The sequence below is a fragment of the Undibacterium sp. GW821-FHT07F11 genome (genome assembly GCF_059418665.1).
The window spans coordinates 46,324-71,560 of sequence record NZ_JBWKQH010000004.1 but is presented as its reverse complement, the minus strand read 5'-3'; the positions used below and the strand labels follow the sequence as shown (position 1 = coordinate 71,560).

Below are 25,237 nucleotides of genomic sequence, written 5' to 3'. Positions count from 1 at the left end.
AAAACCAGGAGCGTCTCTACATTGAGAAGCTCCTGGTCCCGGATTTGTTCCCGGATCTTTTTTAGGATCCCAGACGAACTGTCTTATCCCTGCGCAGCAATCTGGCGCAATGCCTGCTCAAATACTTCCGGCGGCTGACCACCTGAAATCAGATGGCGTTCATTGATGATGATTGCCGGTACAGAACTGATGCCTTGCTGGTGATAATAGCGCTCTGTTTCACGCACTTCTTCAGCATAGTCACTTGATGCCAGAATCCGCGCGGCCTCTGCCGTATCCAATCCCACTTCACCTGCCACACGTACCAGGGCTTCATGCGAAGCCGGGCTTTCACCCTTGCTGAAATACAGTTCAAACAGCGCCACTTTCAGCGCGTGCTGGCGTCCTTGCAGTTCAGCCCAATGCAGCAAGCGGTGCGCGTCGAAGGTATTGTAGATGCGGCTACGCGTTGCCATGTTGAATTCAAAGCCCAGCTCTGCACCGCGTGCCCGTATCATTTCGCGGTTTTTGGCAGTCTGTTCCTGCGTGGCACCGTATTTTTCGGCCAGGTGTTCTGCAATGTCCTGCCCTTCCGGCACCATCGCCGGATTTAACTCAAAAGGCTGAAAATGCAATTGCACATTGGCATTATCACCTACGCGTTCTATGGCTTGCTCAAGCGATTTGAGCCCGATGATGCACCAAGGGCATGACACGTCTGATACAAAGTCGATTCTGACTTCTTTACTCATTTTATGCTGCCTTTCCGCTGCCGGCTTGATGCCGCAGCTATCCAATTTGCAGTGCCTCAGGTATTACCTCCAGGCACCAGTATGCAAGCTTATATGTGCACTTTATCAGTCAATTCAAGTGGCTGCAGGATGCTGCGGCGCAAGCCGCCTACAAACTGATACAAATTAGTTTTATTTGCAACTTTATTTATGCGCACATGGCTATATCTTAAGAGTCTAACAATGGCTTATTTCAAGGCAAGAAATTTTACTGAAGCACACACGCAGCACAGCGTCATCCATTGCCGCACTCACCCATGCATTAGCTCAGGAAGAAGACAAATGACAGAAGATGAAATCCGCCGCAATGCCTTTGCAATGCCCTACTCCAATTCTGCTTTCCCGCCAGGCCCTTATCGCTTTACCGACAGGGAATACCTGATCATCACCTACCGTACTGATCCTGAGTTGCTGGAAAAAATCATCCCGGCACCATTGAAGCTTGCAGAACCTGTCGTCAAGTTTGAGTTCATCAACATGCCGGATTCAACAGGGTTTGGACATTATTGCGAATCCGGCCAGGTTATTCCGGTCACCCTTGATGGCGTGCATGGCGCTTACGTGCACAGCATGTATTTGAACGACCACCCACCGATTGCGGCTGGACGTGAGTTATGGGGTTTCCCAAAGAAACTAGGAGACCCGGAGCTCAGGGTGCACAAAGACACCCTGATAGGCACACTGGACTACAGCGACTTCCGCATCGCCACCGGCACCATGGGTTTCAAGCACACGCAACTCGATCATGCAGCCGTCAAAGCGAGTATGGAAATTCCGAATTTTTTATTAAAAATCATCCCCCATGTCGATGGCACGCCGCGCATCTGCGAACTGGTGCAGTACCAACTAACCGACATCACCGTCAAAGGTGCGTGGGGTGGGCCAGGTGCTCTGGATTTGCACGCACATGCCCTGGCCCCTGTCGCTGGCTTGCCGGTACTGGAAGTATTATCTGCAGTTCATATCCTGTCTGACCTGACTCTGCCCTACGGCACAGTTGCGTACGATTACCTCGCCACCACCAAGAAATAAGCAAATAAAGGAATTCACATGCTACTCAATAATAAAGTCGCCCTCATCACTGGCGCTGCCAGCGGCATAGGCAAAGAAATCGCCATAGAATACGCCAAACAAGGTGCCAAAATCGTTATCGCCGATATGGCTTTGGAAGCAGCACAAGCCACCGCCAAAGAAATCGAAGCATCCGGCGGCACCGCCATGGCAGTAGCCATGAATGTGACTGACGAAGCACAGATAGATAAAGGTGTGGCAGATGCAATCGCCGCCTACGGCAACATCGATATCCTGATCAGCAATGCAGGCATACAAATCATCAGCCCGCTGGTTGACCTGAGCCTGGATAACTGGAAAAAAATGCTGTCCATCCATCTGGACGGCGCATTCCTGACCACCCGTGCCTGCATGCGTTCCATGATCGCTGGCGGCAAAGGCGGCAGCGTGATCTATATGGGTTCTGTCCACTCCCACGAAGCCTCACCACTGAAAGCCCCCTACGTCACCGCCAAGCACGGCCTGATAGGCCTGGCAAAAGTCGTCGCCAAGGAGGGCGCAAAAAACAATATCCGCGCCAACGTCATCTGCCCAGGCTTTGTCCGCACTCCATTGGTCGACAAACAAATCCCGGAACAGGCAAAAGAACTCGGCATCACAGAAGAAGAAGTCATCAAGAACGTCATGCTCAAGGAAACTGTGGATGGTGAATTCACCACCGTGCAAGACGTCGCCCAGACCGCGCTATTCCTGGCGGCCTTTGGTACTAACGCTTTGACAGGCCAATCCATCACGGTTAGTCATGGGTGGCATATGCAGTAAGTTTCTCTATGAAATAAAGAACTAATACTTTGCTATAAAAGACCCGCAACGTTACGTTGCGGTCTATGAGCACTCAATTTTCCGTTGAGAAGCTTTATGGTGAAATTTAGAGGTTGAATTTACTAAACAACTATCAAGCCTAATTTTAGAGTTTCAAGCGGAATTGAAAATTGATGCAGCCCCAAAATTTCTATATCTATTATTTTTACTGTTCTACCAAAGTCAAAATTGACGGATATATATTGAGAGTTGGGAGGGCATTTCACTGGTGAGAGATCAATGGCAATAATAACGTTATTTGATGATTGTGTAATTTCAAAATCACCAAATGCGACTTCCTCAATTGTCACTTCCCTTTGAGTATTTTTAATGTGCGGCGCATCATAGGCGACAACTGACGGTATTTGAAGGTCTTGTATTATTTTCTTTGCAGTTGCTCTAAATCTTACTTCTTCAATCAGCATTCCCGCTGTTACAAGCTTATGCACCTTAAAGCTACAGTTGCAACAGGCTTTCTTATCAGTTGTAACTTTTGAGATTATTGCATTGGATGCGATTTCAAATATGTCGTATAGCGAATTTGTGTGTTCAAAACTTTTCAATATATCGTCAAGATGTGCTTTATGTCCCAATGCACTTCTCATAACAAAATCAATCTCTACATCTGCATACTCTATGAATGTTAAGAATACACGAGTATTCTGACCCCACTGCTGAATTTCTCGTTCGCTAAGACTCTGCAAGTCGCGAAGTATTACCCCGAACTGCTTTGCTTTTTGTTTAGCCCCGATCGTAAAACCAGAATTAGAAACCGCGATAACCACATCTGCCCGTAAACTTAATCGCCGTCCTATTAGTTCTTCGATCCATTTTACGTCCTGAACTTTTTTATGAATTCTGCACTCAATTAAAGTCAAACTATCAATGCGCTTAACAGTGACATCAATTTGTCTTGTTTGATCTGGATTATCAGGATCAGGAAGTTTATCGTTCCAAGTCACTGTAGATCCACTGCCCGCGAGGAGTGTATGAATTCGACATATTTTTTTCTCGAATTTATCAGAGTAGTTCGTCATTTCTTAATTCTGCCCCCACGATCGCCGAATCAAACGATAACCATCAAGTTTTTGATTCTTGGGCGAATTTGTAGTTATCTAATCCAAGCCTAGATACTCAACTCATAGTTACCGTAATAAATTTGTATATCGAAAATTAACCGTTTTTATATTTTCAACTGAATCAAGAAACCCTGAGTAAGCGTAGCGAGCGGCCTTAGTTTGAGTTAAGAAGCGCAATCGTACTTTAGTACGATGAGCATCGCAGGCTCAAAATAAGGCCGCGCAGTAGCTTAATCAGGGTTTCGACTAGCGTTGGCGTTCTTTTTCCCAAAGCACATCACTCCCCCCCGCAAACCTGTTCAACACCCGCGACAACACAAACAGCAAATCAGACAGACGATTCATATACTGTCTTGGCGCATCATTGATAGTCTCGGCATTGCCGACACTGACGATGGCGCGTTCTGCGCGGCGGCAGACGGTGCGGCAGACGTTGGCGATGGCGGCGGCGCGGGAGCCTCCGGGCAGGATGAAATCTTTTAGCGGTGGCAGGTCGGCATTATATTTTTCCAGCAGGGCATCGAGCCGCTCCACCTGAGCATCGGTGATCATGGTGTAGCCAGGGATGCAGAGTTCGCCACCCATGTCGAACAGGTCGTGCTGTATCGAAAGCAATTCCTGCTTCATCTGCTCGGGCATGTCTTCGCACAGCAGGACGCCGATCTGTGAATTGAGTTCGTCCACGTCGCCCATGGCGTGCACGCGCAGGGCGTCTTTGGCGATGCGGCTGCCATCCCCCAGACCAGTGGTACCTTTGTCGCCGGTACGTGTTGCGATTTTTGAGAGTCGATTACCCATGGCAAATAAAATAAGGAAAAATAAATAAGGAAGTGTGAAAGGATACGGCAAAATCTGCCTGAACACACACTATACACAGCCTATACAGCATATCTGTTATTAACATATGATTGCCCGCCATCATTGCCCTGCCTGTGCCTTATCAATATAATCGCGCCATGACACTTACACAATTATTCGCCGCGATCCGCGCTTCTTATATTGCCGTACTTGCGGCTGCTGTTAATAAAGACGATGTCCATGTTGAACCCGCCTACCGTAATGCAGATGGCTTGCTGAGCCTGGAAGGCAAGCCTGCCCTGCCTTGCCGGGTAGACTGGATACCGGCAGAGGGTGAATTTGCCGGTCAATCACACACGGTGGATGCGAAGACCCAGCTGGAATTTGATCCCTTTGGTTTTGAAATGTCTGGCACTAAGGTAAGTATTGCCCCCTTCACCTGGGACTGGCTGCCCTTGCAGATCAGCGGGCTGACGCCTGAGCTTGCCGAGGTCACGTTAGTCAACTGGTTCACGACATGGTTTGATGGTGAGGATCAAAATCCCAGGAATGCAGATGGCCTGTATGGCGTGGTGCATTTCATGTCTGCGATCACGTCAGAAGGTGGGGCTCTGCAAGTCAGCATTGATCTTGGTTCCGTTTCAGAAACCGCTGTTGAAGATTTGCTATTCAAATTGTCGGATGCAAACGCACAGGCAGTGCAATTGGGATAAGTGCGCAGCTGCAGAATGCCGATGGGTACCACTTGGTACCGTCTGGTACTGCTGCCCATACAACGGTGGCTTGCGTGTGAATTGCCACCGGCAAATAAAATAAGCCAGGAACTTTGAAAGGATACGGCAAAATTTGGCTGGACACAGCATAATAGAGGTCACCATCACCAGTACGGACCGCATTATGAACCATCCTGCCATTTTGGCGAGTGTCAGAAAGCCCCTGCCCGCCGGTTTGCTGCATGCCTTGCAAGCCCTGCTGGAAGACCGTTGCAGCATCGCCCTGGCGGTGCGTGAGCATCATGGTCGCGATGAATCCTCGTATGACCCCATGCCACCAGAGGCGGTGGTGTTTGCCCAAAGTACCGAAGAGGTTGCCGAGGTCGTCAAGCTGTGTCATGCGCATGATGTTCCTGTCATACCCTATGGTGCCGGTTCGTCACTGGAAGGCCATATCCTGGCCCTGCACGGTGGCGTGACAATAGACTTGTCGCAAATGAACAGCATGATTGCCGTGCATGCCGAGGATTTGACGGCCACCGTGCAGGCTGGCGTCACGCGCAAGCAGTTGAATACCGAGATCCGTGATACTGGCCTGTTCTTCCCCATCGACCCTGGTGCGGATGCCAGCCTGGGTGGCATGGCGGCGACACGGGCTTCTGGCACGAATGCGGTGCGCTATGGCACCATGCGTGAGAACGTCATGGCCTTGACGGTGGTCACAGCAGATGGCCGCGTCATACGCACGGGTTCGCGTGCCAAGAAATCATCTGCCGGTTACGATCTGACGCGAGTGTTTGTCGGCAGCGAAGGAACGCTGGGCATTATCACTGAAGTGACGGTCAAGCTTTATCCTCTGCCAGAAGCGATTTCTGCTGCAGTGTGCAGCTTCCCTGATAATGCAGATGCAGTGAATACTGTCATCCAGACCATACAAATGGGTGTGCCAATTGCGCGGGTAGAGTTTCTGGACGCGAATGGCGTGCGCGCCATCAACGCCCATGACAAACTGAACCTGCCAGTCAAGCCTTTGCTGCTGTTTGAATTCCATGGCACAGAACATAGTGTGAAAGAACAGGCAGAGCTGGTGCAAGAAATTGCCGCCGCCAATGGTGCCGGTGATTTTGAATGGGCGACCAGGCCAGAAGACCGCAGCCGGCTGTGGGCGGCACGGCACAATGCCTATTTTGCCTTGTTGCAATTGCGGCCAGGTTCGCGTTCGATTTCTACTGATTGCTGCGTGCCGATTTCACGACTGGCAGAATGCATCAGTGAAACCCAGATAGATTGTGAAAACCATGGCATTACCTATTCCATCATCGGCCACGTCGGTGATGGTAACTTCCATGTGCTGATGCTGGTGGACCCGGACAGTGCGGAAGAAATTGCCGTGGCAGAATCCATCAACCAGCGCATGGTGACACGGGCGATTGCCATGGATGGTACTTGCACTGGCGAGCATGGCGTGGGCATACACAAGATGGGATTTTTGATCGAGGAACATGGGGCAGATGCGATACACATGATGCGCTTGCTCAAGCATGCATTTGATCCCAAGAATATTTTAAATCCCGGCAAGATTATTGCGTGGGATGAAGCTGAAGAATAAGTCGGGACCGTATCAAATTATTCAAGTAAGACCATTCACCACAGAGGCACGGGGTCACAGAGATAGCGCAGAGGAATTCCAGGAGAAACAATATGGCTACTACGCCTGCGTCGCTCTCGCCAATTACCTGTACCACTCTTGTCGCTCACTTATTCGTGGTAACTGAAACACCAAACAGAACACATCAGGAAGAGTATGGCAACACGATTACCACCGGTACATGCATTATCTGCTTTTGAGGCTGCGGCGCGGCATAGTTCTTTTGCGGTGGCGGCTGAAGAGCTGTGCATCACGCCTTCTGCGCTGTCGCATCGCATACGTTTATTGGAAGAGCATTTGTGCGAGCGCGTCTTTGTACGCGAGGGGCGCAGTGTCACGCTGACTGAATTTGGGCGGCGTTATCTCGACGTGGTCCGAGTAGCCTTGCGCACCCTGTCTGATTTCCCTTTGCCGAACAAGGTCACGCAAAGCCAGTTGCGCGTCAAGGTGACTGTACCGCCAACCTTTGCACGCTATATGTTCATGCCACGCCTGGCAAGTTTTACGCAAGCTTATCCAGACATAGAAATTGAAGTCTATCTGTTTGTACCGCTGTATGACTTAAGCCTGTCAGAAAGCGATGTAGAGATACGTTTTGGTGCCGGTGAATACCCTAATCTGGTGACCAAGAAGTTATTCGTCGAGCCCAGCTTCGTGGTGGCCAGCCCGGCTTACCTGAAGACTTTGCCTTCCATACAAAGCCCGGCAGATTTGCGTCATGCAAAGCTCTTGCGTTCAGCCCTGGAACCATGGCAGCCATGGTTTGAAGTCGCGGGTCTGGACTGGCCTGAGCCAACGACCGGTTTGCGTGTTGATGATCTGGGCTTGTTGCTGGAAGCAGTCAAGCATGGTCATGGTATAGGCCTGACCCGTCAGCAATTTGCCCAGGACATGATCAGCAAGGGTGAAGTCGTGCGCGTGTTTGATACGCAACTGGCAACGCCACCGCATGCCTATTACCTGGTGCATGAGGCGCAGGCAAATATACGGCCAGAGGTGCAATTGTTTATTGACTGGATGCAGGCAACTTATCAGCAGGCTTAGTTATAGGGATGCACCCTACAGATTTTCTCAAGTCAATAAATCACGGTGACCTTGGCAAAAGGATAACCGTAGGGCGCAATATATTGCGCCGCATGTGTGCCTCACGCACGGCACAAATGTTTCGCCCGGGATTTGGAATATCATGCGGCACATTGCAATGCGCCCTGCATCACGGCTACGTTTAGAAATGAGCTATGCGCACCGCAAAACTGTGCGTTACACCACCCTGCTGCTCTCCTGCCCTGGCTGCTCTATCTGCTTTTGCAGGGCCAGCCATTTATCCAGTGGCATGGGGCGGGCGAACAGGAAGCCTTGCATGGATGCACAGCCGTTGGCGATCAAAAATTCTGCCTGCTCCTTGGTCTCGACCCCTTCTGCGACGACACGCAAACCCAGATGCGAAGCCATGGATAAAATCGATTGCACAATGGCCGTGCCATTCGCATCACCTGGTGTATCTTGCACAAAGCTCTTGTCTATCTTGAGTTCGTACAGGGGCAGGCGCTTGAGATAAGCCAGGCTGGAATAGCCGGTGCCAAAATCGTCGATGGAAAAGCGTATGCCCAGGGTCGTCAATTCCAACATGCGGGCGATGGTGTCATGCAGATTGTCGATGAGCAGGCCTTCGGTCACTTCCAAGATCAGGCGTGTTGGTGGTGCGCCTGTGTAGCGCAATACGCGCCTGACTTTTTCAACAAAATCAGGTTGGCGGAATTGCTTGGGGCTGACATTGACTGATACGGGAATGTCCCAACCGGCCTCCTGCAATTGCAGCAGGGCCAGGCAGCCCTGTTCCATGACCCAGTCGCCCAGGCGCAAGATCATGCCGGATTCTTCTGCCACGGGGATGAAGAGCGCAGGTGAAACAAAGCCGCGCTCAGGATGTATCCAGCGCATCAGCATTTCGCCGCCAACCGGCCGGCCCAATCTGTCGACCTGGGCCTGTATGTACATGTGCAGATGACCGCCAGAGATGGCTTCGCCCAACTCTCTTTCCATGGTCAGTCTTTGCTCAACCTCGGTTTGCATGCCGGTTTCGTAAAAGGCAATTTGATTGCGTCCACTGCTTTTAGCGCGGTACATGGCAGTGTCAGCTTCACGCAGCAAGTCATGTGAATTCTGGTTTTCACGCGGCAACAGGGTCACGCCTATACTACAGGTGGTGCTGTATTGCAGGCCATTGATATCAAAAAATTGTGATATCGAATGGCGTATTTTTTCTGCCACGGCCTGCGCAGCATGGGCACCCGCCGCTACATTATTGGAAATATGGCAGAGCATGACGACAAATTCATCACCGCCAATATGAGCAACCGTATCAACCTCACGCAGGCTGCTGGAGAGCCTTTGCGCCACCAGGTTCAGCAAGGCATCGCCCACCGCATGACCACGGGCATCATTGATGTATTTGAAGTGGTCAAGGTCAATGAAGAGGATAGCGCTGACCATATTGCTGCGTCTTGCTGTCGCCAGCAAAATGCTCATGCGGTCAAGCAGCAGGCGGCGGTTAGGCAAGCCTGTCAGTACATCAAAATAAGCCAGCCTGTGTATATGCTCCTGGGCTTTTTTACGATCGCTGATATCGCGGCCCGTGGCAACCCAGTGGCTGAATAAACCCTGATCATCGGCCAGTGGCACGACATCGGCTTCCATCCAGAATTCACTGCCGTCATGGGTATAGCAAATCAATTCTATATGTACTGATTCGTAAGAAAGCAACGCCTGATTGAGTTTATCAAGTTCATCTGCCTGGGTACGCGGGCCTTGTAAAAATACGGGCGATTTGTCTATCACCTCTTCACTTTTGAAACCAGTCTGGCGCACGAAAGCGTCATTCACAAAGACGATTTTCAAGCGACGTTTTCCTGTCGCATCAATATCCACCTTGATGATCATGACGATGTCATTCAGACGTGCGACGGCGGCAACGATCAGGCGCAATTCTTCGTTCGCGACTTTCAATGAAGTTTGCCCGTGCTGCAGCGAAGCCGTGATGATGCGCTGATGCTCGAGTGAACTGTCCAGCCTTTGCAACAACACGCCGCAAGAGATGGACATGACGGCTGCAATAAAGGTGAAATTGATGGTCACTACCACCAGTTGCATGAAAGGGTGGGAATCAAAACCATAGACATGCAAATTGGAATCCGATATATAGCCCACCACCAGCAGACTGACAGAAGACAATATCAGGGCCTGCATGGACAGCCGCATGTTCAGCAGCAAAGAGGTCAGTACCGGAAAAGCCAGTAAATAAATCAGCCCAGTCAGACCCACCTTGATCAGGAACCAGACGCCCAGCAAATACAGGAAGAGCAAAAAATTCCAGGCGCGCTGTTGATAGGTCAAAAATGGCAAGCGCCAGACAGTGGCGACCCAGGCCAGGGCGAAAATATCTACCACCACGACTGACCACAGGTTTTCACTGATGGCCAGCACAATGCTGGGTATGGCAGTTGCACCACCCAGGGCAAGTACAAAAAACAGGATCGCCGACAATACCTGCTCGCGCCACTGATGAGTTTCCCCCGGTGCCGAAGAGTTTGCCATAAAGTTACTGCGGATGAATTGAAAAACAGTCACAAATCCTGTCCTTCTGCAATCACATCACGAAACAGGCCAGACTTGGTTTAGCGGCCGGAACAGTAATACTATACCAACATTTGTCTATTCAGACAGAAAATACGCCCATGCTAGCAAAAAGCGACAAAATGGCATTTACACTGGGCAATATCAGATCGTACAGCCTTGCTGTATAAGCATGATTTTGACACCCTTTACTGCACGCTGAGAACCCCGCTTAGTCAAAATTTTTCATCGACATTTTTAATCGACGTTTTTACCTGCTGACGCGCACCACAAAGCAAACCATTGTTCACGGCTGAGGGTGATGGCGGTGGCACTGACTGCTTCCTCAATGGCTGCAATGCGGCCAGAGCCGGTCAACACCAGGGGTCTGGATGGATGTTGCAAAATCCAGGCAAGGGCAATAGCGCTGGGGCTGACATCAAGTTCTGCCGCAATCCTGGCCAGCACCGTGCTGATGCGCTGGCCACGTTCATCCTGTTCATGCAGAGGACGGAACAGGCTGCCACCACCCAGGGCGGACCAGATCATCGGTGCGATGCGCAGGCGCTGGCATAAATCCAGGGTGCCATCATGCAATGGCTGCATATGCAGCAGCGACAATTCAACCTGATTGGTCACCAGCGGGAAACGTGACGCCAGCAATTCAAACTGGCTATTGGTGAAGTTGGACACACCAAAATGCCTGACCTTGCCACTGTCTTGCAACTGCCTGAATGCGCCTGCCATTTCGTCGGCGTCCATCAGCGGATCTGGCCTGTGTATGAGCAACAAATCCAGTTGCTCTATCTGCATGGCACGCAAGGATTGTTCGGCAGAAGCAATGATATGCGCGGCGCTGGTATCGTAATGCTGCATGCCATGGGCAGGTCGATTGTCAGACACCAGCTTGATACCGCATTTGCTGACGAACTGAAACTTATTGCGCAGATGCGGTGCCAGTGAGATGGCTTCGCCCAGCAATTTTTCGCTTTCATAATTTCCATAGATATCAGCCTGGTCCATGGTGTTGATGCCGAGCGCCAGAGCCTGTTCCAGAAATGTCACCCTTTGCTGCGCCGTCATTTGCCAACTGGCAAGCCGCCACAAGCCCAGTACGATGCGGGAAAATTCAGGGCCGTTTGGGGCAATAGCTGCGCTTGAGGTAATTTGCAGATTGGTCGTCATTGTTGTTTTAGCTGTTGAAATGTGGAGATCAAATCATCGCGCGTGGTGTAGCCAGAAGCGATCATGTGCAGAGCGCCTTCGTGCACCAGCAACAGCGCCGGAAAGCCGCGTATGCCCCAGTTTTTTGCCTGTTCAAAATGTTCGCGCGTATCTGACATGGCCATCGGTGAAACCAGCGTCTCGGCAAAGCTGGCAACATCAAAACTGCCCTCGCCTTCGACCCTGTTCATGGCAGCGACTGCCAGTTCAGACAAGATCGCCGGATCACGCACCTCACGTCCCTCGGCATAGAAGCCATGCTGTACCGCATGGAAGACTGCCAGTGCAGAGCGCCCGGTATCATCATCAGTCAATGTGCGTGCTGTCACCACAGCACGGCAGGCGGGCTCGGTATCATAGACAAAACCGGCTTGCAACATCGCAGTGTCACTGAAAGGCAGGCCACTACGCTCAGCCACCTGCTGCCAGTGTCCCATGATGGTAGTGCGCGTCGCATCATCCAGCACTTGCTTGTTATAGGCGCGTAAGCCACCCATGATCAAATCAATTTTGGCATCAGGTACAGTGTCAAGAAAAGCCAGCAATTCTGGCCCAAAGCCATAACACCAGGAACACATGGGGTCGGCGACATAAATCAGTTGCGTCATAAGAGCCTCAAAGCATAAATATTGATTGCTCATTGTATAGAAACTTGGGACTAGTGGACTGTAACAGTGAAAAGCGAAGTGCCTGCCATGCGCGCGACGACCATGGCTGCGTTGCAAATACTCGCGATAGCCCCGCTATCGCTGTGTTTTGCGCCTTGCCCTGGTTCGCCGGGCACATGTCCTTCACTTCCGCTTTCACCGTTACAGTCCACTAGCTGTCGCCTGCGATTTTGCAGGGTGCGCTGTGCGCACCTGCCTGCCTATATTTGCACGCATGGATTTACACGCGTGACTACGGTGTGCGCGGGGCGCACCCTGCTAAACTACGCGGGGTATAGGGCACCTAAAATTCGTCCACCTGCAGCGCCCGTGACATCCGCCAGATTCCCCGGCAAACGCAAGCAAAAGCGCTGTGCCAGCCAGGCGAAGGCCAGGGCTTCTACCTGTTCAGGCGCGACACCGAGTACGCCTGTGCTGCTGACGATAGCGGCACATGATTGTGTCTCCAGCAAAGCTTGCAAGCGCTGCATGAGATGGCAATTGAACGCACCGCCGCCGCAGACATAGACATGGGCAGCATCGACTGCATGGCGGGCGATATCATTGGCCAGTGTCAGTGCAGTAAATTCACATAGCGTGGCCTGTACATCGACAGGCCGTGCGGTTTCAAATCCCCGCAATTTGCCTTGCAACCAAGCCGGATGGAACAGGTCACGCCCTGTGCTTTTTGGTGGCGGCATCTGCAGGTAGGCTTCATCCATCAGGCTGCTCAGCAGGGCGGGTATGACTGCACCCTGTGCGGCCCAGTCACCATTGGCATCGTAAGCCTTGCTCTGATGTTGCAGTACCCAGGCATCCATCAGGACATTGCCGGGGCCAGTATCAAAACCACGGGTAGTACCATCAGCTGCCAGCACACTGATATTGCTGATACCGCCAATATTGGCAACCACACTGGAAGCACCAGCACGTCCAAATACGGCGCGGTGAAAGGCGGGCACCAGTGGCGCACCCTGACCGCCCGCTGCGACATCACGACTACGAAAATCAGCGATCACATCGATACCAGCCAGTTCTGCCAGCAAGGCGGGATTATTGGTCTGACGGGTATAGCCCAGCTCTGGCCTGTGCCGTATGGTTTGCCCGTGCACACCAATAGCATGCACGGTTTGCCCGTCTGTTGCTGCCTGCAGTTTTTTGACGCAGGCGGCATAAGTTCTGGCGAGGTCATTTGCCAGCAGTGCTTCACGATGCAGTTCATTCTCGCTGGCTTGTTGCAAGCGCATAGCTTGCTCACGAAGGTCAGGGTCAAAGGGAATATAGGCCGTTGCCATGATCTGCATGCCGGTACCAGCATCGTCATCTGGTTCAGGCAGGCACACCAAGACACCATCAACCCCGTCCAGGCTGGTGCCAGACATCAGGCCTATATAGATTTTGGCTGGATTGTTTTGATTTTGCGGCATGCTGACTCCACCAGTGTTTTGATCAGCATGAGTATAGAAGAGTCAGCCAGGTATTACAGCGTCTTGCAGAAAATTCTGTTGGCGACCTCTTCGTCTTCCATACGAAAGATGGTAGCACCTATGTCGGCATAGCCTGTATGCGGATAAAAGCGCAAGGCTTTGTCGTTACCGACCCAGGCTGTCAGCCAGAGTTGCTGTACGCCCAGGCCGCGTAAATGTTCTTCGGCTTCAACCAGCAAACGGCGACCTATGCCGCGACTAAAAAATCCAGGGTGTACGTAGAGATGGTCGAGCTCGGCCTGGCGTTCAGCCTGCACCTGGTCATTGTGTTTGCCGTTCAGCGTCTGACAATAGCCGACCAGATGACCATCGATTTCTGCCAGCAGGATGTGGGTATTTGTTTGTGCGAGATAAGCTGCTGTGCGTGCTGCTGTCAGTTCAGACAAGACATAATCGGCAATCGACTTTTTGATGCCATGCTTGACATAGGTATCAAGCCAGACTTGCAATATCAACACGGTCAAGGCAGAGACATCTTCTGTCTCTGCCTTGCGTATGATGACTTCGCCTGCGAACAAACCAGCCAAGACTTATGAGCGCTTGGCCAGTCGCATGGTTTCTGCCATGCGTTCAGGGTGCAGCAGGTTGAATCTATGATTCATGTCACCGGCAAAACCTTTGAAGCGGGCCATTTCAGCAGTTGCCAATGGGGCGGCTTCTGTCATATTGATGCTCATGGGGTCGCGGGCTTCATTATTGACACGGAACTCATAATGCAGATGCGGGCCGGTAGACCAGCCTGTCGTACCTACATAACCAATGACATCACCCTGGCTGACCTTGCTGCCCTTGTGTATGCCAGCAGCAAAGCGGCTCATGTGAGCGTAAGCGGTGCTGTAGTTATTCCAGTGCTTGAGTACCACCAGGTTGCCATAACCATTGCTTGGTGCAGCAGAATCAACTACGCCATCAGCAGAGGCACGGATAGGTGTGCCAGTGGCGGCGGCAAAATCGACACCCTTATGCGCTTTCCATTGACCGGAAATAGGATGCACGCGCATGGAGAAGCCAGAAGATACGCGGGTAAATTCTATTGGTGACTTCAAAAAGGCTTTTTTCAGGGACTTGCCATCAAAGGTGTAGTAACCACCCTTGCCGCCAGTTTCTTCAAACCAGGCTGCCTGATACAGCTTGCCAGAATTGCTGAATTCCCCTGCCAGCACACGACCAGTGCGGACGCGCTCACCGTTTTGCCAGAAGCTTTCATAGACAATATTGAAATAGTCACCCTTTTGCAGGCGCTGGTAATCAACATTGGTCTCGAACATGGATTTGACCTGCTCGGTGACGTTATACGGGATCATGGCATCATCGGCAGCCGGGTAAAAGGCGGTGCGGATATAGGCTGTTGCCATTTCTACACGTCGCTCCAGCTTGGCAGTAATATCGGCAGATGTAAGCTTGCCATTATTATCACGGCTGATGACGATATTCCTGACTGGTTTGTCCGGGCCATCTGAGACAGTTGTTTGTAACCACAGGAGTTCACCTTCTTCATCCGTTTTTACCGCCACGGTTTTGTCAGCCCTGAATTGCAGGATACCGCGTGCAATATTGTCTGATTTGATGAACTGTGCCGCTTCGTCGTCATCCACACCTATGCGCTGCAAGAACGTGGCTAACTGCTCACTACTCTTGAAAGTGGCTTCACGGATGAATTGCTGGTCAACCGCTTCGAGTGCGGCGACCTGGTCATCCAGTGAGGGGAGGCTGAGTTCTTCTTTGATGCGCTTGACCGGCAGGTCAGACGCGTCTGGTGCCAAAGGAGCAACACCAACTGCGCCAAATGCGCAAACTGCAAAGAAAAGTGCGGAGACGGAAACGATGCGCGAAGCGCGTGTGGTGCCAAACAACAGTCTGCCACCAGAGACTAATCGAAGTAATTTATCTGTTGGACGCATGCAATAAGTTAAAATTGACTGTTTTTATCGAAAATTCGAGATCGTTGCAACGAGATGCACTTGCACATAAAATGTGCGAAATATCAAAACTGCAACACCAAAGTTCGGGATTATAAAACCAGGGAACTAGCATTCAATTGCTGACATCCGGTTTACGCGATAATCCCTGCTATTTAACCAACACTCAGAATTTGGCAAACGCTGATTATGGATTCAGATTTGGAATTCGACCAGCGGTGTTACAAAAAATTTGATTTCCATTCATGATGACTTCTGAACAAAATTCCAGCTCCCCTGAAAACACTGGTAATGCCAGTAAACTCCTGCCTCTCTCCGATGCAGTGCAACATGCACTGGCAGTGACCAAACGCGGTGTTGATGAACTGCTCATCGAATCCGAATTTGCCCAAAAACTGGCACGTAGTGAACAGACCGGCAAACCCCTGCGCATCAAGCTAGGCCTGGACCCGACTGCACCAGATTTGCACCTGGGCCATACCGTCGTGCTCAACAAGATGCGCCAATTGCAAGATCTGGGCCATACCGTGATCTTTTTGATCGGCGACTTCACGTCCATGATCGGTGACCCATCTGGCCGCAATGCCACCCGCCCGCCGCTGACGCGCGAACAGATAGAAGAAAACGCCCAGACTTACTTCAAGCAGGCTGCTTTGGTGCTGGACGCCAGCAAGACCGAGATACGCTACAACTCTGAATGGTCAGACCCACTCGGCGCACGCGGCATGATACAACTGTCATCCAAATACACCGTCGCCCGCATGATGGAGCGCGATGACTTCACCAAACGCTTCAAGGCCGGCACGCCGATTTCCGTGCATGAATTCTTGTACCCGCTGATGCAGGGTTATGATTCAGTCGCCCTGAAATCTGACCTGGAACTTGGTGGCACCGACCAGAAATTCAACCTGCTGGTAGGTCGTGAACTGCAAAAAGATTATGGACAAGAACAGCAATGCATCCTGACCATGCCTTTGCTCGAAGGCCTGGACGGTGTGGAAAAAATGTCCAAGTCCAAGAACAACTACATCGCCATCACTGAACCGGCCAATACCATGTTCGCCAAGATCATGAGTATTTCTGACACCATGATGTGGCGTTACTACGAGTTGCTGTCTTTCTGCTCGCTGGAGCAAATCGCTGCCTACAAAAAAGCCGTGGCAGAAGGCCAGAACCCGCGTGATATCAAGGTGGCGATTGCCCAGGAAATCGTAACGCGCTTCCATAACAGGCAAGCGGCAGAAGATGCGCTGGCGGATTTTGTGAATCGTTCCAAGGGTGGGATACCGGATAATGTGGCAGAAGTCACTATCAGCGGTGCACCTTTGAGCATAGGTCAATTGTTGAAACAGACAAATCTGTGTGCATCGACAGGTGAAGGCATGCGCATGGTTGAACAAGGTGGCGTGCGCATTGATTCCGTCGTTATCAGCGACAAGGGTTTGAAAGTCGAAGCTGGTACTTTTGTAGTGCAAGTTGGTCGTCGCAAGTTTGCGAAAGTGACTTTGACGGCGTGATGTTGTGTGTAGGTTGGGCTACGCCTCATCAGCCCAACACTCGGCGCGTGAACAATGTACAAGTCATTTAAGGCCCAGTGTTGAGCTGGCAAATCGTAGCCCAACCTACGAGACTACCGATATTCATATGGATCAAAATCACATTGCTACCTTACTAGAAAAAGCTCTCTCTGATCAAAGTGAGTTTGTGAATGCTTATTTGGCTCTGGGAATAACAGATAAAGAACATCCCGAACTTTTGTTTGCCTATGCAGATTGCTTGTATGAGTTAGAGCGTGATGGTGAAGCCATTGAAACTTACCTCAATTATGCTTCCAGGTACCCTGAAGAACGAGGATACAGTTTTGCAATATTCGGCGCGGCCATGGCATTAAAAAATATAGGCTTGGAAGCAGAAGCATTAGAGCTTCTTGAATTCATCAATCCAGAACACGAAAATTTAGACCAGGAAATTGCAGACTGCAAGAAAAGAATTGATATCCAAATTCGAGCTATAAAAAACTTAAGAATGTTCAAGCTTGCAAAAGATCATCGTCAGCTCAATTAAGAAATGGTGATCGATGCATCGTTAATATCCAGGTAAGTTCTTCCATGATTGCATGATATAAAAATCCGCAACTAACCCAGCACTTTCAATTTCAGTTTTTTTTCAAAGTAAAGGGCAACTGTTTTTCCCCTTGCAATTTTCCAGTCGAATTCCATACATTGATCAAGCATAAAACATCCCCATGATCGCCCTACTACAAAGAGTCACCGAAGCCAAAGTCGTCGTCGACGGCAACACCATAGGTGCTATCAATGCAGGCTTGATGGTCCTGCTTTGCGCCGAGCGCGAAGACACTGAAAAACAGGCTGATGACTTGCTGAAAAAATTACTCGCTTACCGTGTATTCTCTGACGACGCTGGCAAGATGAACCGCAGTGTCACCGATGTACAAGGCGGCTTGCTACTGGTGCCGCAATTCACGCTGGCAGCTGATACCAATTCCGGCACCCGCCCTTCTTTCACACCGGCTGCTCCACCAGAACTGGGCAGGCAATTATTCGACTACTTCGTCACCCTGGCACGTAGCAAACATGCTCAGGTAGAAACCGGCAGCTTTGGTGCCGACATGAAAGTGTCGCTGACCAATGATGGCCCGGTCACTTTCTGGTTGAAGACCAAATAAGCCAAATAAGCAAAACGAGAACATGAAACCCACAGAAATTTTATTGATACGCCACGGCGAAACCGCCTGGAATGCAGAACGCCGCTTGCAAGGCCATCTTGATATCCCGCTCAATGCAGAAGGCACGCGCCAGGCCAAGGCGCTGGCCTGGGCTTTGCAAAATGAAAAGCTGCACGCGATAATCTCCAGCGACTTGCAGCGCGCCGTGCAAACCGCTGGTGAAATTGCCCGCTTGCAAGGCGTCAGCACGCGCATAGACAAGGGCTTGCGTGAGCGTTGCTTTGGTGGTTTTGAAGGCAAACTGTATAGCGAACTGCCCAGCCTGTACCGCAATGAATACAATGCCTGGCAAGCGCATGAGCCAGATGCACAATTCCCGCCTGGTGAAAACCAAGGCGAAACCATACGCCAGTTTCATAAGCGCGTCATGGAGCATGTACTGCACTATGCCAAGCAATTTGAAGGCAAGAAAATCGCCCTGGTTGCTCACGGCGGTGTGCTTGAATGTGCCTACCGTGCAGCCAAGGATTTACCGCTGAATGCACCGCGTGAAGTCACTATCTATAACGCCAGCATCAATCGCTTTGAAGTGACAGGCAAAGAAATCAAGCTGGTGCAATGGGGTGATATTGCACATCTGGATGCGGATGGGCTGGATGAAATTAATCAGAGCAAGGTCGAGAAGCACTGAAGTAATGTACTACGACAATAACCGGCGCTACCTGCCTATTGAAGAGTGCCGCCAGGCTCCAGTCTGTGCTGGAGCGACATTAATTTTTGAATAGTCATTGGTGTACTCAGCAAATTATAGTCTCTCCTATATATAGAAGATAGACAACCCCGTGACTCTCCAAATCGTCATTCCTGCGAAGGCAGGAATCCACCGGACTGGCGCTCCAGCGGCTTTTGTCGTGTACTACAGCAGTAATAATCAGCCTTTCCTTAACAACGTCACCAGTCACCTGCAGACTACTACCCACTTAATTTTCATGGTAATGCACTCAGCGGTCTGACGCCTCCCGCATGCAAAAAAGACCGGCAATCAGTATTTCTCTCTTCCCCATTAGCAAGACCATGTAAAGAAAATTTCCATTTGCATTTAAGGGTTTGTGTATAAAATTAAATGCAACTATTTGGTTGCATTTATTCAAAATCCGTCCCATAATAAATATGCATCCATTTGGTTGCTTATTTAATGCAAGGGAAATACATCATGAAAAACTACCAGCAAAGTCTCAGCATCAAAGCCAGCCCTGCTGCCGTTTACGCAGCCCTTACCACTCTCGAAGGTCTGCGTGCCTGGTGGACTCTGGATTGCGAAGGTGGCACAGCCGTCGGCGACACCCTGAAATTCCACTTCAGCGTGTGCTACAAGGACATGCGCATAGAGAAACTGGAACCCGACAGCGAAGTACACTGGCTATGCACCCGTGCCCATATCGTGGCAGAATCAGTTAGCCGTGCTGACGAATGGGTAGGTACCGAGGTCATATTTCGCATGAGTGATGCAGGACTAGGCAAGACACGTCTGGATATGGAGCACATCGGCCTGCTGCCATCCCTGCAATGCTATACGCTATGCATGAATGGCTGGCAGCATTTTCTCGTCAGCCTGCAACAATTTCTGGAAACCGGCACTGGCACCCCCTTTGTCCCAGCTGATCAGCAGCAGGCACCATCTACTGAAAGGAAAGCAGCATGAGTAAGGATACCAGTAGCACAGATAGCATTGAGCGCAGCATCGTCATCAATGGCGCACGTGAACGCGTGTGGCGCGCATTGACTAATGCCGAAGAATTTGGCGCATGGTTTGGAGCCGACCTGACAGGTCAGGTATTCCAGCCTGGCCAGCGTACACGCGGCCCGTTTACTCATCCGGGATGCGAAGGTCTGATCTTCGATATCATCATCCAGCACATACAGCCGCAAGATGCCATGTCTTTCCATTGGCATCCGTATGCAGTCGATACCACCGCTGATTACTCTGACGAAATCCCGACACTGGTCAGCTTCAGCTTAAAAGATGCGCCCGGCAATGCCACCTTGCTGACCGTCATTGAATCCGGCTTTGACAAAGTACCAGCACACCGTCGCCGCACCGCTTTTGAAATGAATACAGAAGGCTGGGAAATACAACTGCAAAATCTGCTCAACCATGTCAGCAAATAAAGTAACAAATAAAGTAGCAAGCAAAGCCAGCGAGTCAGTCGCAAGCAGAGTCACTGCCGACGACACGCTGGCACATGTCTTCGCCGCCCTCGGCGACCCAACGCGTCTGAAGCTGGTGGCTGTACTCTGCTCTGGTGGCGCATTCTCGATTTCTGATTTGACCCAAACCACCGCCATCAGTCGTCAGGGCGTCACCAAACATCTGAACGTACTGGCAGAGGCTGGCGTCGTCAGTGACATCAAGACCGGAAGAGAGAGGCTGTGGCAACTGGAACCTGCCAGCATAGATGAAGCCAAACGCACACTGGAGTCCATAGGTCGCGAATGGGAAATGGCACTGGGCAGGCTGAAGAGATTTGTGGAGAAGGATGATTAAGCGATAGTTTCTTCGCTCATTGTGTCTCGTTTTATTCATTACCTGATACCGATTAAATATTGCAGTAAAACCTCTCGTCCGCATTTTCCTACCGCTTATCTGTTACACAATTTTTCAAAAAACCGTTGATCTGAAATTAATAACCAGCTATCTGTTTTGACAAGTAATTACCTGGCAGCAATCATATAGTGAAGCCCCCAGCTTTACTGTTTAGCTGAATGTCGGGAGTCAAAAATGGATGAAGAATTTCAACGCTCGCAATTTCGTTTCGGGCGTATCAATTGCCCGACCCTGCTGGCAGAAAGTTACAGGCTGCGCTATCAGGTGTATTGCATGGAGCGCGGCTTCTTGCAGGCGGCAGCTTATCCCTGCGGGATGGAAACAGACTTTTATGATGATGATGCACTGCACTTTGCTGCCCTGGGTGAAGATGGACATATGGCAGGAACCGTGCGCCTGGTCGGTGCGCGAAACCGGCATTACCCTCTGCAAGAAAAGTGTGATCTCGATATCGCCATACCACTGCACACTGCAGAAGTGTCACGCCTGGCAGTAACGCGCGGTCATGATCGTCTTGCCATTAGTGCAGGCGACAATTTCTTATCGCAAGTCACGCTACCATCCAAGCTGCAATCTGCAGATGAAAGACGCTGGCAATCTGAACTGGCAATCGGCTTGTACAAGGTGATTTATCGCGAAGCAAAACTGCAGGGCATACAGTATTTTCTGGCTGCCATGGAAGGCAGCCTGGCGCGCATGCTGATCCGTTTTCAATTACCCTTCAGGGCGATAGGCCCGGTCGTCGACTACTACGGAAAAGTCCAGCCTTTCTTGCTACGCCTCAGCGAATGTGAACAGAATTTTTCCAGGCTAATGCCCGGCATGTTTGAAGACTTTACGTATGGCGTATTACAAGCCTCCCCCAAGCTTTATGCGGCACCCACACATACTTCAATAAATACTTCATCGAATACCTATGAAATCAATTAAACCTTATGCCAGCCCTGCTGACCGTCTGGAACGTCAGGAAACCATACGTCTCTTGCGTGAAACACCACCACAAATACTGCGTGAGTTAAGCGAGCAGGCAACGCTGCAGGCATTTGCGCGCGCCGCCGAAAAAGCCCCCTTTTACCGCCGCATGTTAAGTGAACAGGGTGTCGATATAGCAGCCATTTCATCTATCGCTGCTTTCCGTGAACATGCACCCGTGCTGGACAAACACAATACCTTTGGCAAGCACGATATCGCTGATTTGTGCATAGATGGCAGCCTGGATGGCGTGCGCAGTTTGCTGACCAGCTCGGGTCATTCTGGCGTGTTCTCTTTCGGCGTCAATACCAGAGATAACCTGCAACGCTCGGCCAAATCAACTGATCTCGGTTTGCAATACCTGTTTCATACCGACGACAAATCCACCCTGCTGATCAATTGCCTGCCCATGGGCGTCAAGGTACATACCGATTCCACCTTCCTGGCTGAAACCAGTGTGCGCGAAGACATGGTGTTTGCCGTCATCAAGAAATTTGCAGCAGAGTTTGAGCAAGTCATTCTGGTTGGTGAAGCCTCTTTCATCAAGAAAATTATTGAAGATGGATATGAGCTGCACGGCATAGACTGGCCCTCCATACAATTGCAAATTGTCACCGGCGAAGAAGGCATTGCAGAAAACTACCGCAGCTATATTGCGGAACTCATAGGCCTGACCGATTTCGATAATCCCAATGGCAAACTCATAGGTTCATCCATGGGCGTGGCCGAGCTGGACTTGAATCTTTTCCATGAAACCCGTGAAAGCATACGCATACGCCGCCTGGCCCACCGCAACCCGGCCTTACGCCGCGCCCTGTTTGGTGAAGAGGCACGCTGCTGCCCGATGTTCTTCATCTACTATCCGAATCGCTGTTATGTAGAAACCCTGGACAGAGATGACCACCAGCAAGAACTGGTAGTCTCCATGCTCAGTGAAGAAATGAAGATACCCCTGCTGCGCTATCGTTCCGGCGATTGCGGCGCAGTGTATGACTATGAAAAAGTCGTCGCTATCTTGCGCGAACATGACATAGGTCTGACGCCTGATCTGAAACTGCCCTTCATCGCAGTATCCGGTCGCGGCAAGTTCCTGGCTGGCGATGATGGGCGGCTCTATCCCGAAGCAGTCAAGGAAGCACTGTATGCCGACAAGCGCATCGCTGCCGCTATCACTGGCAATTTCCGCATGTCCCTGCTCAATGGTCAGGCCCGCGTCGCTGTGCAACTAAGACCAGACCATGCTATCCCGCCAGGCGCTGTCGACACCCTGAGTGCCGCACTGGCTGAATATTCATCAGCAAACGCGCACTTTCATTTCTGGCAACATGCAGAATTTCCGTTTAACTGCGGCGTCGATTATGAGAGAAAGTTTGCTTATATTTGAGTTTGCACTAAATCCGGTGTCACATCTGTCTGAACTGATATTGATAGGCTTGTGACACCGTTAGCCATTCATCCTCTTTCTGCAAACGCAAAGCCAAACCGCCATCACTTCTTTGCACCGCATCTATCGCCGCCACATTGACAATATTACTGCGTGATATCTGCCAGAATTTATCCGCATCCAATTGCGCAACCAGGTCTTTGATGGTGGTGCGGATATAGGCTTCGAGTTTGGCGGTGATGACCTTGGTGTATTTGGAATCTGCGCGAAAGCAGAGTACATCACCGACATTGATGAAGCGTATCTGGTTGCCGATGGACGCCTGTATCCAGCGCAATGGTTCTTGCGGCTTTTTGACTTGCAGGGCAGACAGGTCAGCCGGTCGTTGTGACAGGCGCTGTCTGAGTCTTTGCACAGCCAATGCCAGCCGCCCCATATCGAGAGGCTTGAGCAGGTAATCAACCGCACCCTGGTCGAAAGCATCGACGGCATAATCATTATGGGCTGTCAGGAAGACGATATGGCATGGATGCCGCGCCAGGCGTGCCACGTCTATGCCGCTCAGGCCGGGCATGCGCACATCCAGAAAAGCGATATCGGGGCTCAGGTCCGCTATGGCTTGTGCGGCTTTGATACCGTCATCAACACTGGCGATGATGTCCAGTTCCGGCCATAGCTGTGTCAATGCATTTTGCAGCTCCTGGCGCAGGATTGCTTCATCTTCGGCGATCAGTACTTTGGGTTTGTGATTGATCATGCTCATGCCAATTCACCTGTTCTGGCTGGTAACGATATGGTGGCGCGCACACCACCAGCATCACCTGGTTGCAATTGCAACTCTGCCTGTTCACCAAACAAAGCCAACAGTCTTTCCTGTACATTCAACAAGCCGACACCGCTGCCCAGTTCATCCTGAAAACCACAGCCATTGTCGCTGACAGTAATTTGCAATTGACCTGCTGCGCTACTGGCGCTGATGTCTATATGCACCTCTCCGGGTTGGGGCTCTATGCCATGCTTGATGGCGTTTTCCACCAGGCTCATGACGGCCAGTGGCGGAATCAGGCAAGTCCTGGCTTCATCGGTGGCTTGCACAGAAAACTGGAAACGTGCCCCCAGGCGTATCTGGAAGATTTGCAGATAGGCAGCGGCCCTGTCCATCTCCTGCCCCAGCGTAGTGGTACTCTGGCGCATGTCGGGCATGGCGGCCCGCAGATAGGCAATGAGATGGTTCAGCATCTGCTCAGCCATTGCGGCATCCTGATGTATCAGGGCGCGGGTATTGGCCAGGGTGTTAAACAAAAAATGCGGTTCTATCTGACCCTGCAGTGCGGCCAGCCTGGCTTCCAGCATCTGCCTTTCCATTTTGTGCTTGCTGGCTTCTGCAGCCAGGCTGGCCTGGGTGCGATGCCTGATCTCCAGGTCTATGGCTGCGGGTAAGACTGTGGCAAAGATAAATGCCAGGATAACGGCAGGCAACAACCAGTTGGCATGAGCAGTGGTCATCGCTGGCCAGAATGCGGCTTCTGCCTTAAGACCTGCAAACAATGCCAGCGACATGGACAAGACCAAGATTGCCCAACGCTGGCTGGCATATTTGAACCACTCAGTTTTTTGCGACAGACATAAGCCTGTTTGCGCCAGGGTATAGGCCAGCAAGATCGCCAGACTATCGGCCAGCCAGGCTGAGCGGGCGCCGCTCAAACCTGCATATGCCAGCAAACCCAGCACTGCCAACATGGGTAATAATGGCCATGTCGTGACAGTACCGGTACTCTCTTTTTCCTGATGAAGTATCGCAATTTCTGTGTGCATCTATTT

General features: G+C 51.0%; 25 protein-coding genes. 14 read left to right on the top strand and 11 right to left on the bottom strand.

Going from position 1 to position 25,237, the window contains the following annotated elements:
* Positions 1-83: 83 nt before the first annotated feature.
* Positions 84-731 carry a DsbA family oxidoreductase gene (locus tag AC07OI_RS10885; protein WP_495257224.1) on the bottom strand — a complete coding sequence of 216 codons (648 nt, stop codon included), beginning with the start codon at positions 729-731 and terminating at the stop codon, positions 84-86.
* 321 nt (positions 732-1,052) lie between these two features.
* On the opposite strand from AC07OI_RS10885, the gene AC07OI_RS10880 reads away from it, so the two are divergent.
* Positions 1,053-1,802 (top strand): acetoacetate decarboxylase, encoded by a 750-nt coding sequence (locus AC07OI_RS10880; protein WP_495257223.1) that lies wholly within the window; start codon positions 1,053-1,055, stop codon positions 1,800-1,802.
* An 18-nt stretch (positions 1,803-1,820) separates the two neighbouring features.
* On the top strand, positions 1,821-2,603 hold the full coding sequence (locus AC07OI_RS10875; RefSeq protein ID WP_495257222.1) for a 3-hydroxybutyrate dehydrogenase: 783 nt from the start codon (positions 1,821-1,823) through the stop codon (positions 2,601-2,603).
* A gap of 122 nt (positions 2,604-2,725) precedes the next feature.
* Here AC07OI_RS10875 and AC07OI_RS10870 read toward each other — a convergent pair whose 3' ends face one another.
* Together AC07OI_RS10870 and AC07OI_RS10865 are read right to left on the bottom strand one after the other, a co-directional pair.
* The gene (locus AC07OI_RS10870) at positions 2,726-3,679 is read right to left on the bottom strand and encodes a restriction endonuclease (protein WP_495257221.1); all 954 of its coding nucleotides are present in this window, start codon (positions 3,677-3,679) and stop codon (positions 2,726-2,728) included.
* A 288-nt stretch (positions 3,680-3,967) separates the two neighbouring features.
* Positions 3,968-4,519, bottom strand: coding sequence for a cob(I)yrinic acid a,c-diamide adenosyltransferase (locus AC07OI_RS10865; protein ID WP_495257220.1), 552 nt, complete (start codon positions 4,517-4,519; stop codon positions 3,968-3,970).
* 158 nt (positions 4,520-4,677) lie between these two features.
* Here AC07OI_RS10865 and AC07OI_RS10860 point away from each other — a divergent pair, with 158 nt between their 5' ends.
* The 3 genes from AC07OI_RS10860 to AC07OI_RS10850 all read left to right on the top strand — a co-directional run bounded on the left by AC07OI_RS10860 (position 4,678) and on the right by AC07OI_RS10850 (position 7,924).
* Entirely contained in the window at positions 4,678-5,232 is a 555-nt protein-coding gene (locus tag AC07OI_RS10860) for a hypothetical protein (RefSeq protein WP_495257219.1), read from the top strand.
* 184 nt (positions 5,233-5,416) lie between these two features.
* Complete coding sequence (locus AC07OI_RS10855) at positions 5,417-6,841, top strand: FAD-binding oxidoreductase (protein WP_495257218.1); 1,425 nt, start codon at positions 5,417-5,419, stop codon at positions 6,839-6,841.
* Positions 6,842-7,036: 195 nt separating this feature from the next.
* Entirely contained in the window at positions 7,037-7,924 is an 888-nt protein-coding gene (locus tag AC07OI_RS10850; protein ID WP_492702411.1) for a LysR substrate-binding domain-containing protein, read from the top strand.
* 216 nt (positions 7,925-8,140) lie between these two features.
* Here AC07OI_RS10850 and AC07OI_RS10845 read toward each other — a convergent pair whose 3' ends face one another.
* The 6 genes from AC07OI_RS10845 to AC07OI_RS10820 all read right to left on the bottom strand — a co-directional run bounded on the left by AC07OI_RS10845 (position 8,141) and on the right by AC07OI_RS10820 (position 15,751).
* Positions 8,141-10,474 carry a putative bifunctional diguanylate cyclase/phosphodiesterase gene (locus tag AC07OI_RS10845; protein ID WP_492702413.1) on the bottom strand — a complete coding sequence of 778 codons (2,334 nt, stop codon included), beginning with the start codon at positions 10,472-10,474 and terminating at the stop codon, positions 8,141-8,143.
* Between the two features lie 276 nt (positions 10,475-10,750).
* Positions 10,751-11,677, bottom strand: coding sequence for an aldo/keto reductase (locus tag AC07OI_RS10840; RefSeq protein WP_495257217.1), 927 nt, complete (start codon positions 11,675-11,677; stop codon positions 10,751-10,753).
* The gene (locus AC07OI_RS10835) at positions 11,674-12,324 is read right to left on the bottom strand and encodes a DsbA family protein (RefSeq protein WP_495257216.1); all 651 of its coding nucleotides are present in this window, start codon (positions 12,322-12,324) and stop codon (positions 11,674-11,676) included. The genes AC07OI_RS10840 and AC07OI_RS10835 overlap by 4 nt, the downstream gene beginning before the upstream one ends.
* Before the next feature lie 323 nt (positions 12,325-12,647).
* On the bottom strand, positions 12,648-13,790 hold the full coding sequence (locus tag AC07OI_RS10830; RefSeq protein WP_495257215.1) for an anhydro-N-acetylmuramic acid kinase: 1,143 nt from the start codon (positions 13,788-13,790) through the stop codon (positions 12,648-12,650).
* 53 nt (positions 13,791-13,843) lie between these two features.
* The gene (locus AC07OI_RS10825; protein WP_495257213.1) at positions 13,844-14,377 is read right to left on the bottom strand and encodes a GNAT family N-acetyltransferase; all 534 of its coding nucleotides are present in this window, start codon (positions 14,375-14,377) and stop codon (positions 13,844-13,846) included.
* Between the two features lie 3 nt (positions 14,378-14,380).
* Positions 14,381-15,751, bottom strand: a complete 1,371-nt coding sequence (locus tag AC07OI_RS10820) for a M23 family metallopeptidase (RefSeq protein WP_492702423.1) — start codon at positions 15,749-15,751, stop codon at positions 14,381-14,383.
* 266 nt (positions 15,752-16,017) lie between these two features.
* Between AC07OI_RS10820 and tyrS the strand changes: the two genes are divergently transcribed.
* The 9 genes from tyrS to AC07OI_RS10775 all read left to right on the top strand — a co-directional run bounded on the left by tyrS (position 16,018) and on the right by AC07OI_RS10775 (position 23,416).
* The gene (tyrS, locus tag AC07OI_RS10815) at positions 16,018-17,286 is read left to right on the top strand and encodes a tyrosine--tRNA ligase (protein WP_495257576.1); all 1,269 of its coding nucleotides are present in this window, start codon (positions 16,018-16,020) and stop codon (positions 17,284-17,286) included.
* Positions 17,287-17,413: 127 nt separating this feature from the next.
* Positions 17,414-17,833 carry a hypothetical protein gene (locus AC07OI_RS10810; protein ID WP_495257212.1) on the top strand — a complete coding sequence of 140 codons (420 nt, stop codon included), beginning with the start codon at positions 17,414-17,416 and terminating at the stop codon, positions 17,831-17,833.
* 181 nt (positions 17,834-18,014) lie between these two features.
* A complete protein-coding gene (gene dtd / locus AC07OI_RS10805) occupies positions 18,015-18,455 on the top strand; it encodes a D-aminoacyl-tRNA deacylase (protein ID WP_495257211.1) in 441 nt (146 codons plus the stop codon).
* A 22-nt stretch (positions 18,456-18,477) separates the two neighbouring features.
* Positions 18,478-19,146 (top strand): histidine phosphatase family protein, encoded by a 669-nt coding sequence (locus tag AC07OI_RS10800; RefSeq protein WP_495257210.1) that lies wholly within the window; start codon positions 18,478-18,480, stop codon positions 19,144-19,146.
* Between the two features lie 522 nt (positions 19,147-19,668).
* A complete protein-coding gene (locus AC07OI_RS10795; protein ID WP_495257209.1) occupies positions 19,669-20,157 on the top strand; it encodes an SRPBCC family protein in 489 nt (162 codons plus the stop codon).
* The gene (locus AC07OI_RS10790) at positions 20,154-20,624 is read left to right on the top strand and encodes an SRPBCC family protein (protein ID WP_495257208.1); all 471 of its coding nucleotides are present in this window, start codon (positions 20,154-20,156) and stop codon (positions 20,622-20,624) included. Before AC07OI_RS10795 ends, AC07OI_RS10790 begins: the two co-directional genes overlap by 4 nt.
* On the top strand, positions 20,611-21,000 hold the full coding sequence (locus AC07OI_RS10785; RefSeq protein ID WP_492702433.1) for an ArsR/SmtB family transcription factor: 390 nt from the start codon (positions 20,611-20,613) through the stop codon (positions 20,998-21,000). The genes AC07OI_RS10790 and AC07OI_RS10785 overlap by 14 nt, the downstream gene beginning before the upstream one ends.
* Positions 21,001-21,234: 234 nt before the next feature.
* On the top strand, positions 21,235-21,990 hold the full coding sequence (locus AC07OI_RS10780) for a PEP-CTERM/exosortase system-associated acyltransferase (protein ID WP_495257207.1): 756 nt from the start codon (positions 21,235-21,237) through the stop codon (positions 21,988-21,990).
* Positions 21,977-23,416, top strand: coding sequence for a phenylacetate--CoA ligase family protein (locus AC07OI_RS10775; RefSeq protein ID WP_495257206.1), 1,440 nt, complete (start codon positions 21,977-21,979; stop codon positions 23,414-23,416). The genes AC07OI_RS10780 and AC07OI_RS10775 overlap by 14 nt, the downstream gene beginning before the upstream one ends.
* A 19-nt stretch (positions 23,417-23,435) precedes the next feature.
* On the opposite strand, the gene AC07OI_RS10770 is transcribed toward AC07OI_RS10775, so the two are convergent.
* Both AC07OI_RS10770 and AC07OI_RS10765 read right to left on the bottom strand, forming a co-directional pair.
* The gene (locus AC07OI_RS10770) at positions 23,436-24,179 is read right to left on the bottom strand and encodes a LytR/AlgR family response regulator transcription factor (protein WP_495257205.1); all 744 of its coding nucleotides are present in this window, start codon (positions 24,177-24,179) and stop codon (positions 23,436-23,438) included.
* Positions 24,176-25,231 carry a sensor histidine kinase gene (locus tag AC07OI_RS10765; RefSeq protein ID WP_495257204.1) on the bottom strand — a complete coding sequence of 352 codons (1,056 nt, stop codon included), beginning with the start codon at positions 25,229-25,231 and terminating at the stop codon, positions 24,176-24,178. Before AC07OI_RS10765 ends, AC07OI_RS10770 begins: the two co-directional genes overlap by 4 nt.
* Positions 25,232-25,237 lie beyond the last annotated feature (6 nt).

Excerpts from the sequence above, each read along its gene's own strand:
- AC07OI_RS10800 (WP_495257210.1), top strand. The coding sequence starts at position 18,478 with ATGAAACCCACAGAAATTTTATTGATACGCCACGGCGAAACCGCCTGG.
- AC07OI_RS10865 (WP_495257220.1), bottom strand. The coding sequence starts at position 4,519 with ATGGGTAATCGACTCTCAAAAATCGCAACACGTACCGGCGACAAAGGT.
- AC07OI_RS10870 (WP_495257221.1), bottom strand. The coding sequence starts at position 3,679 with ATGACGAACTACTCTGATAAATTCGAGAAAAAAATATGTCGAATTCAT.
- AC07OI_RS10820 (WP_492702423.1), bottom strand. The coding sequence starts at position 15,751 with ATGCGTCCAACAGATAAATTACTTCGATTAGTCTCTGGTGGCAGACTG.
- dtd (WP_495257211.1), top strand. The coding sequence starts at position 18,015 with ATGATCGCCCTACTACAAAGAGTCACCGAAGCCAAAGTCGTCGTCGAC.
- AC07OI_RS10860 (WP_495257219.1), top strand. The coding sequence starts at position 4,678 with ATGACACTTACACAATTATTCGCCGCGATCCGCGCTTCTTATATTGCC.
- AC07OI_RS10880 (WP_495257223.1), top strand. The coding sequence starts at position 1,053 with ATGACAGAAGATGAAATCCGCCGCAATGCCTTTGCAATGCCCTACTCC.
- AC07OI_RS10770 (WP_495257205.1), bottom strand. The coding sequence starts at position 24,179 with ATGAGCATGATCAATCACAAACCCAAAGTACTGATCGCCGAAGATGAA.
- AC07OI_RS10790 (WP_495257208.1), top strand. The coding sequence starts at position 20,154 with ATGAGTAAGGATACCAGTAGCACAGATAGCATTGAGCGCAGCATCGTC.
- AC07OI_RS10850 (WP_492702411.1), top strand. The coding sequence starts at position 7,037 with ATGGCAACACGATTACCACCGGTACATGCATTATCTGCTTTTGAGGCT.
- AC07OI_RS10885 (WP_495257224.1), bottom strand. The coding sequence starts at position 731 with ATGAGTAAAGAAGTCAGAATCGACTTTGTATCAGACGTGTCATGCCCT.
- AC07OI_RS10855 (WP_495257218.1), top strand. The coding sequence starts at position 5,417 with ATGAACCATCCTGCCATTTTGGCGAGTGTCAGAAAGCCCCTGCCCGCC.
- AC07OI_RS10795 (WP_495257209.1), top strand. The coding sequence starts at position 19,669 with ATGAAAAACTACCAGCAAAGTCTCAGCATCAAAGCCAGCCCTGCTGCC.
- AC07OI_RS10775 (WP_495257206.1), top strand. The coding sequence starts at position 21,977 with ATGAAATCAATTAAACCTTATGCCAGCCCTGCTGACCGTCTGGAACGT.
- AC07OI_RS10840 (WP_495257217.1), bottom strand. The coding sequence starts at position 11,677 with ATGACGACCAATCTGCAAATTACCTCAAGCGCAGCTATTGCCCCAAAC.
- AC07OI_RS10875 (WP_495257222.1), top strand. The coding sequence starts at position 1,821 with ATGCTACTCAATAATAAAGTCGCCCTCATCACTGGCGCTGCCAGCGGC.
- AC07OI_RS10780 (WP_495257207.1), top strand. The coding sequence starts at position 21,235 with ATGGATGAAGAATTTCAACGCTCGCAATTTCGTTTCGGGCGTATCAAT.
- tyrS (WP_495257576.1), top strand. The coding sequence starts at position 16,018 with ATGACTTCTGAACAAAATTCCAGCTCCCCTGAAAACACTGGTAATGCC.
- AC07OI_RS10830 (WP_495257215.1), bottom strand. The coding sequence starts at position 13,790 with ATGCCGCAAAATCAAAACAATCCAGCCAAAATCTATATAGGCCTGATG.
- AC07OI_RS10835 (WP_495257216.1), bottom strand. The coding sequence starts at position 12,324 with ATGACGCAACTGATTTATGTCGCCGACCCCATGTGTTCCTGGTGTTAT.
- AC07OI_RS10845 (WP_492702413.1), bottom strand. The coding sequence starts at position 10,474 with ATGGCAAACTCTTCGGCACCGGGGGAAACTCATCAGTGGCGCGAGCAG.
- AC07OI_RS10810 (WP_495257212.1), top strand. The coding sequence starts at position 17,414 with ATGGATCAAAATCACATTGCTACCTTACTAGAAAAAGCTCTCTCTGAT.
- AC07OI_RS10785 (WP_492702433.1), top strand. The coding sequence starts at position 20,611 with ATGTCAGCAAATAAAGTAACAAATAAAGTAGCAAGCAAAGCCAGCGAG.
- AC07OI_RS10765 (WP_495257204.1), bottom strand. The coding sequence starts at position 25,231 with ATGCACACAGAAATTGCGATACTTCATCAGGAAAAAGAGAGTACCGGT.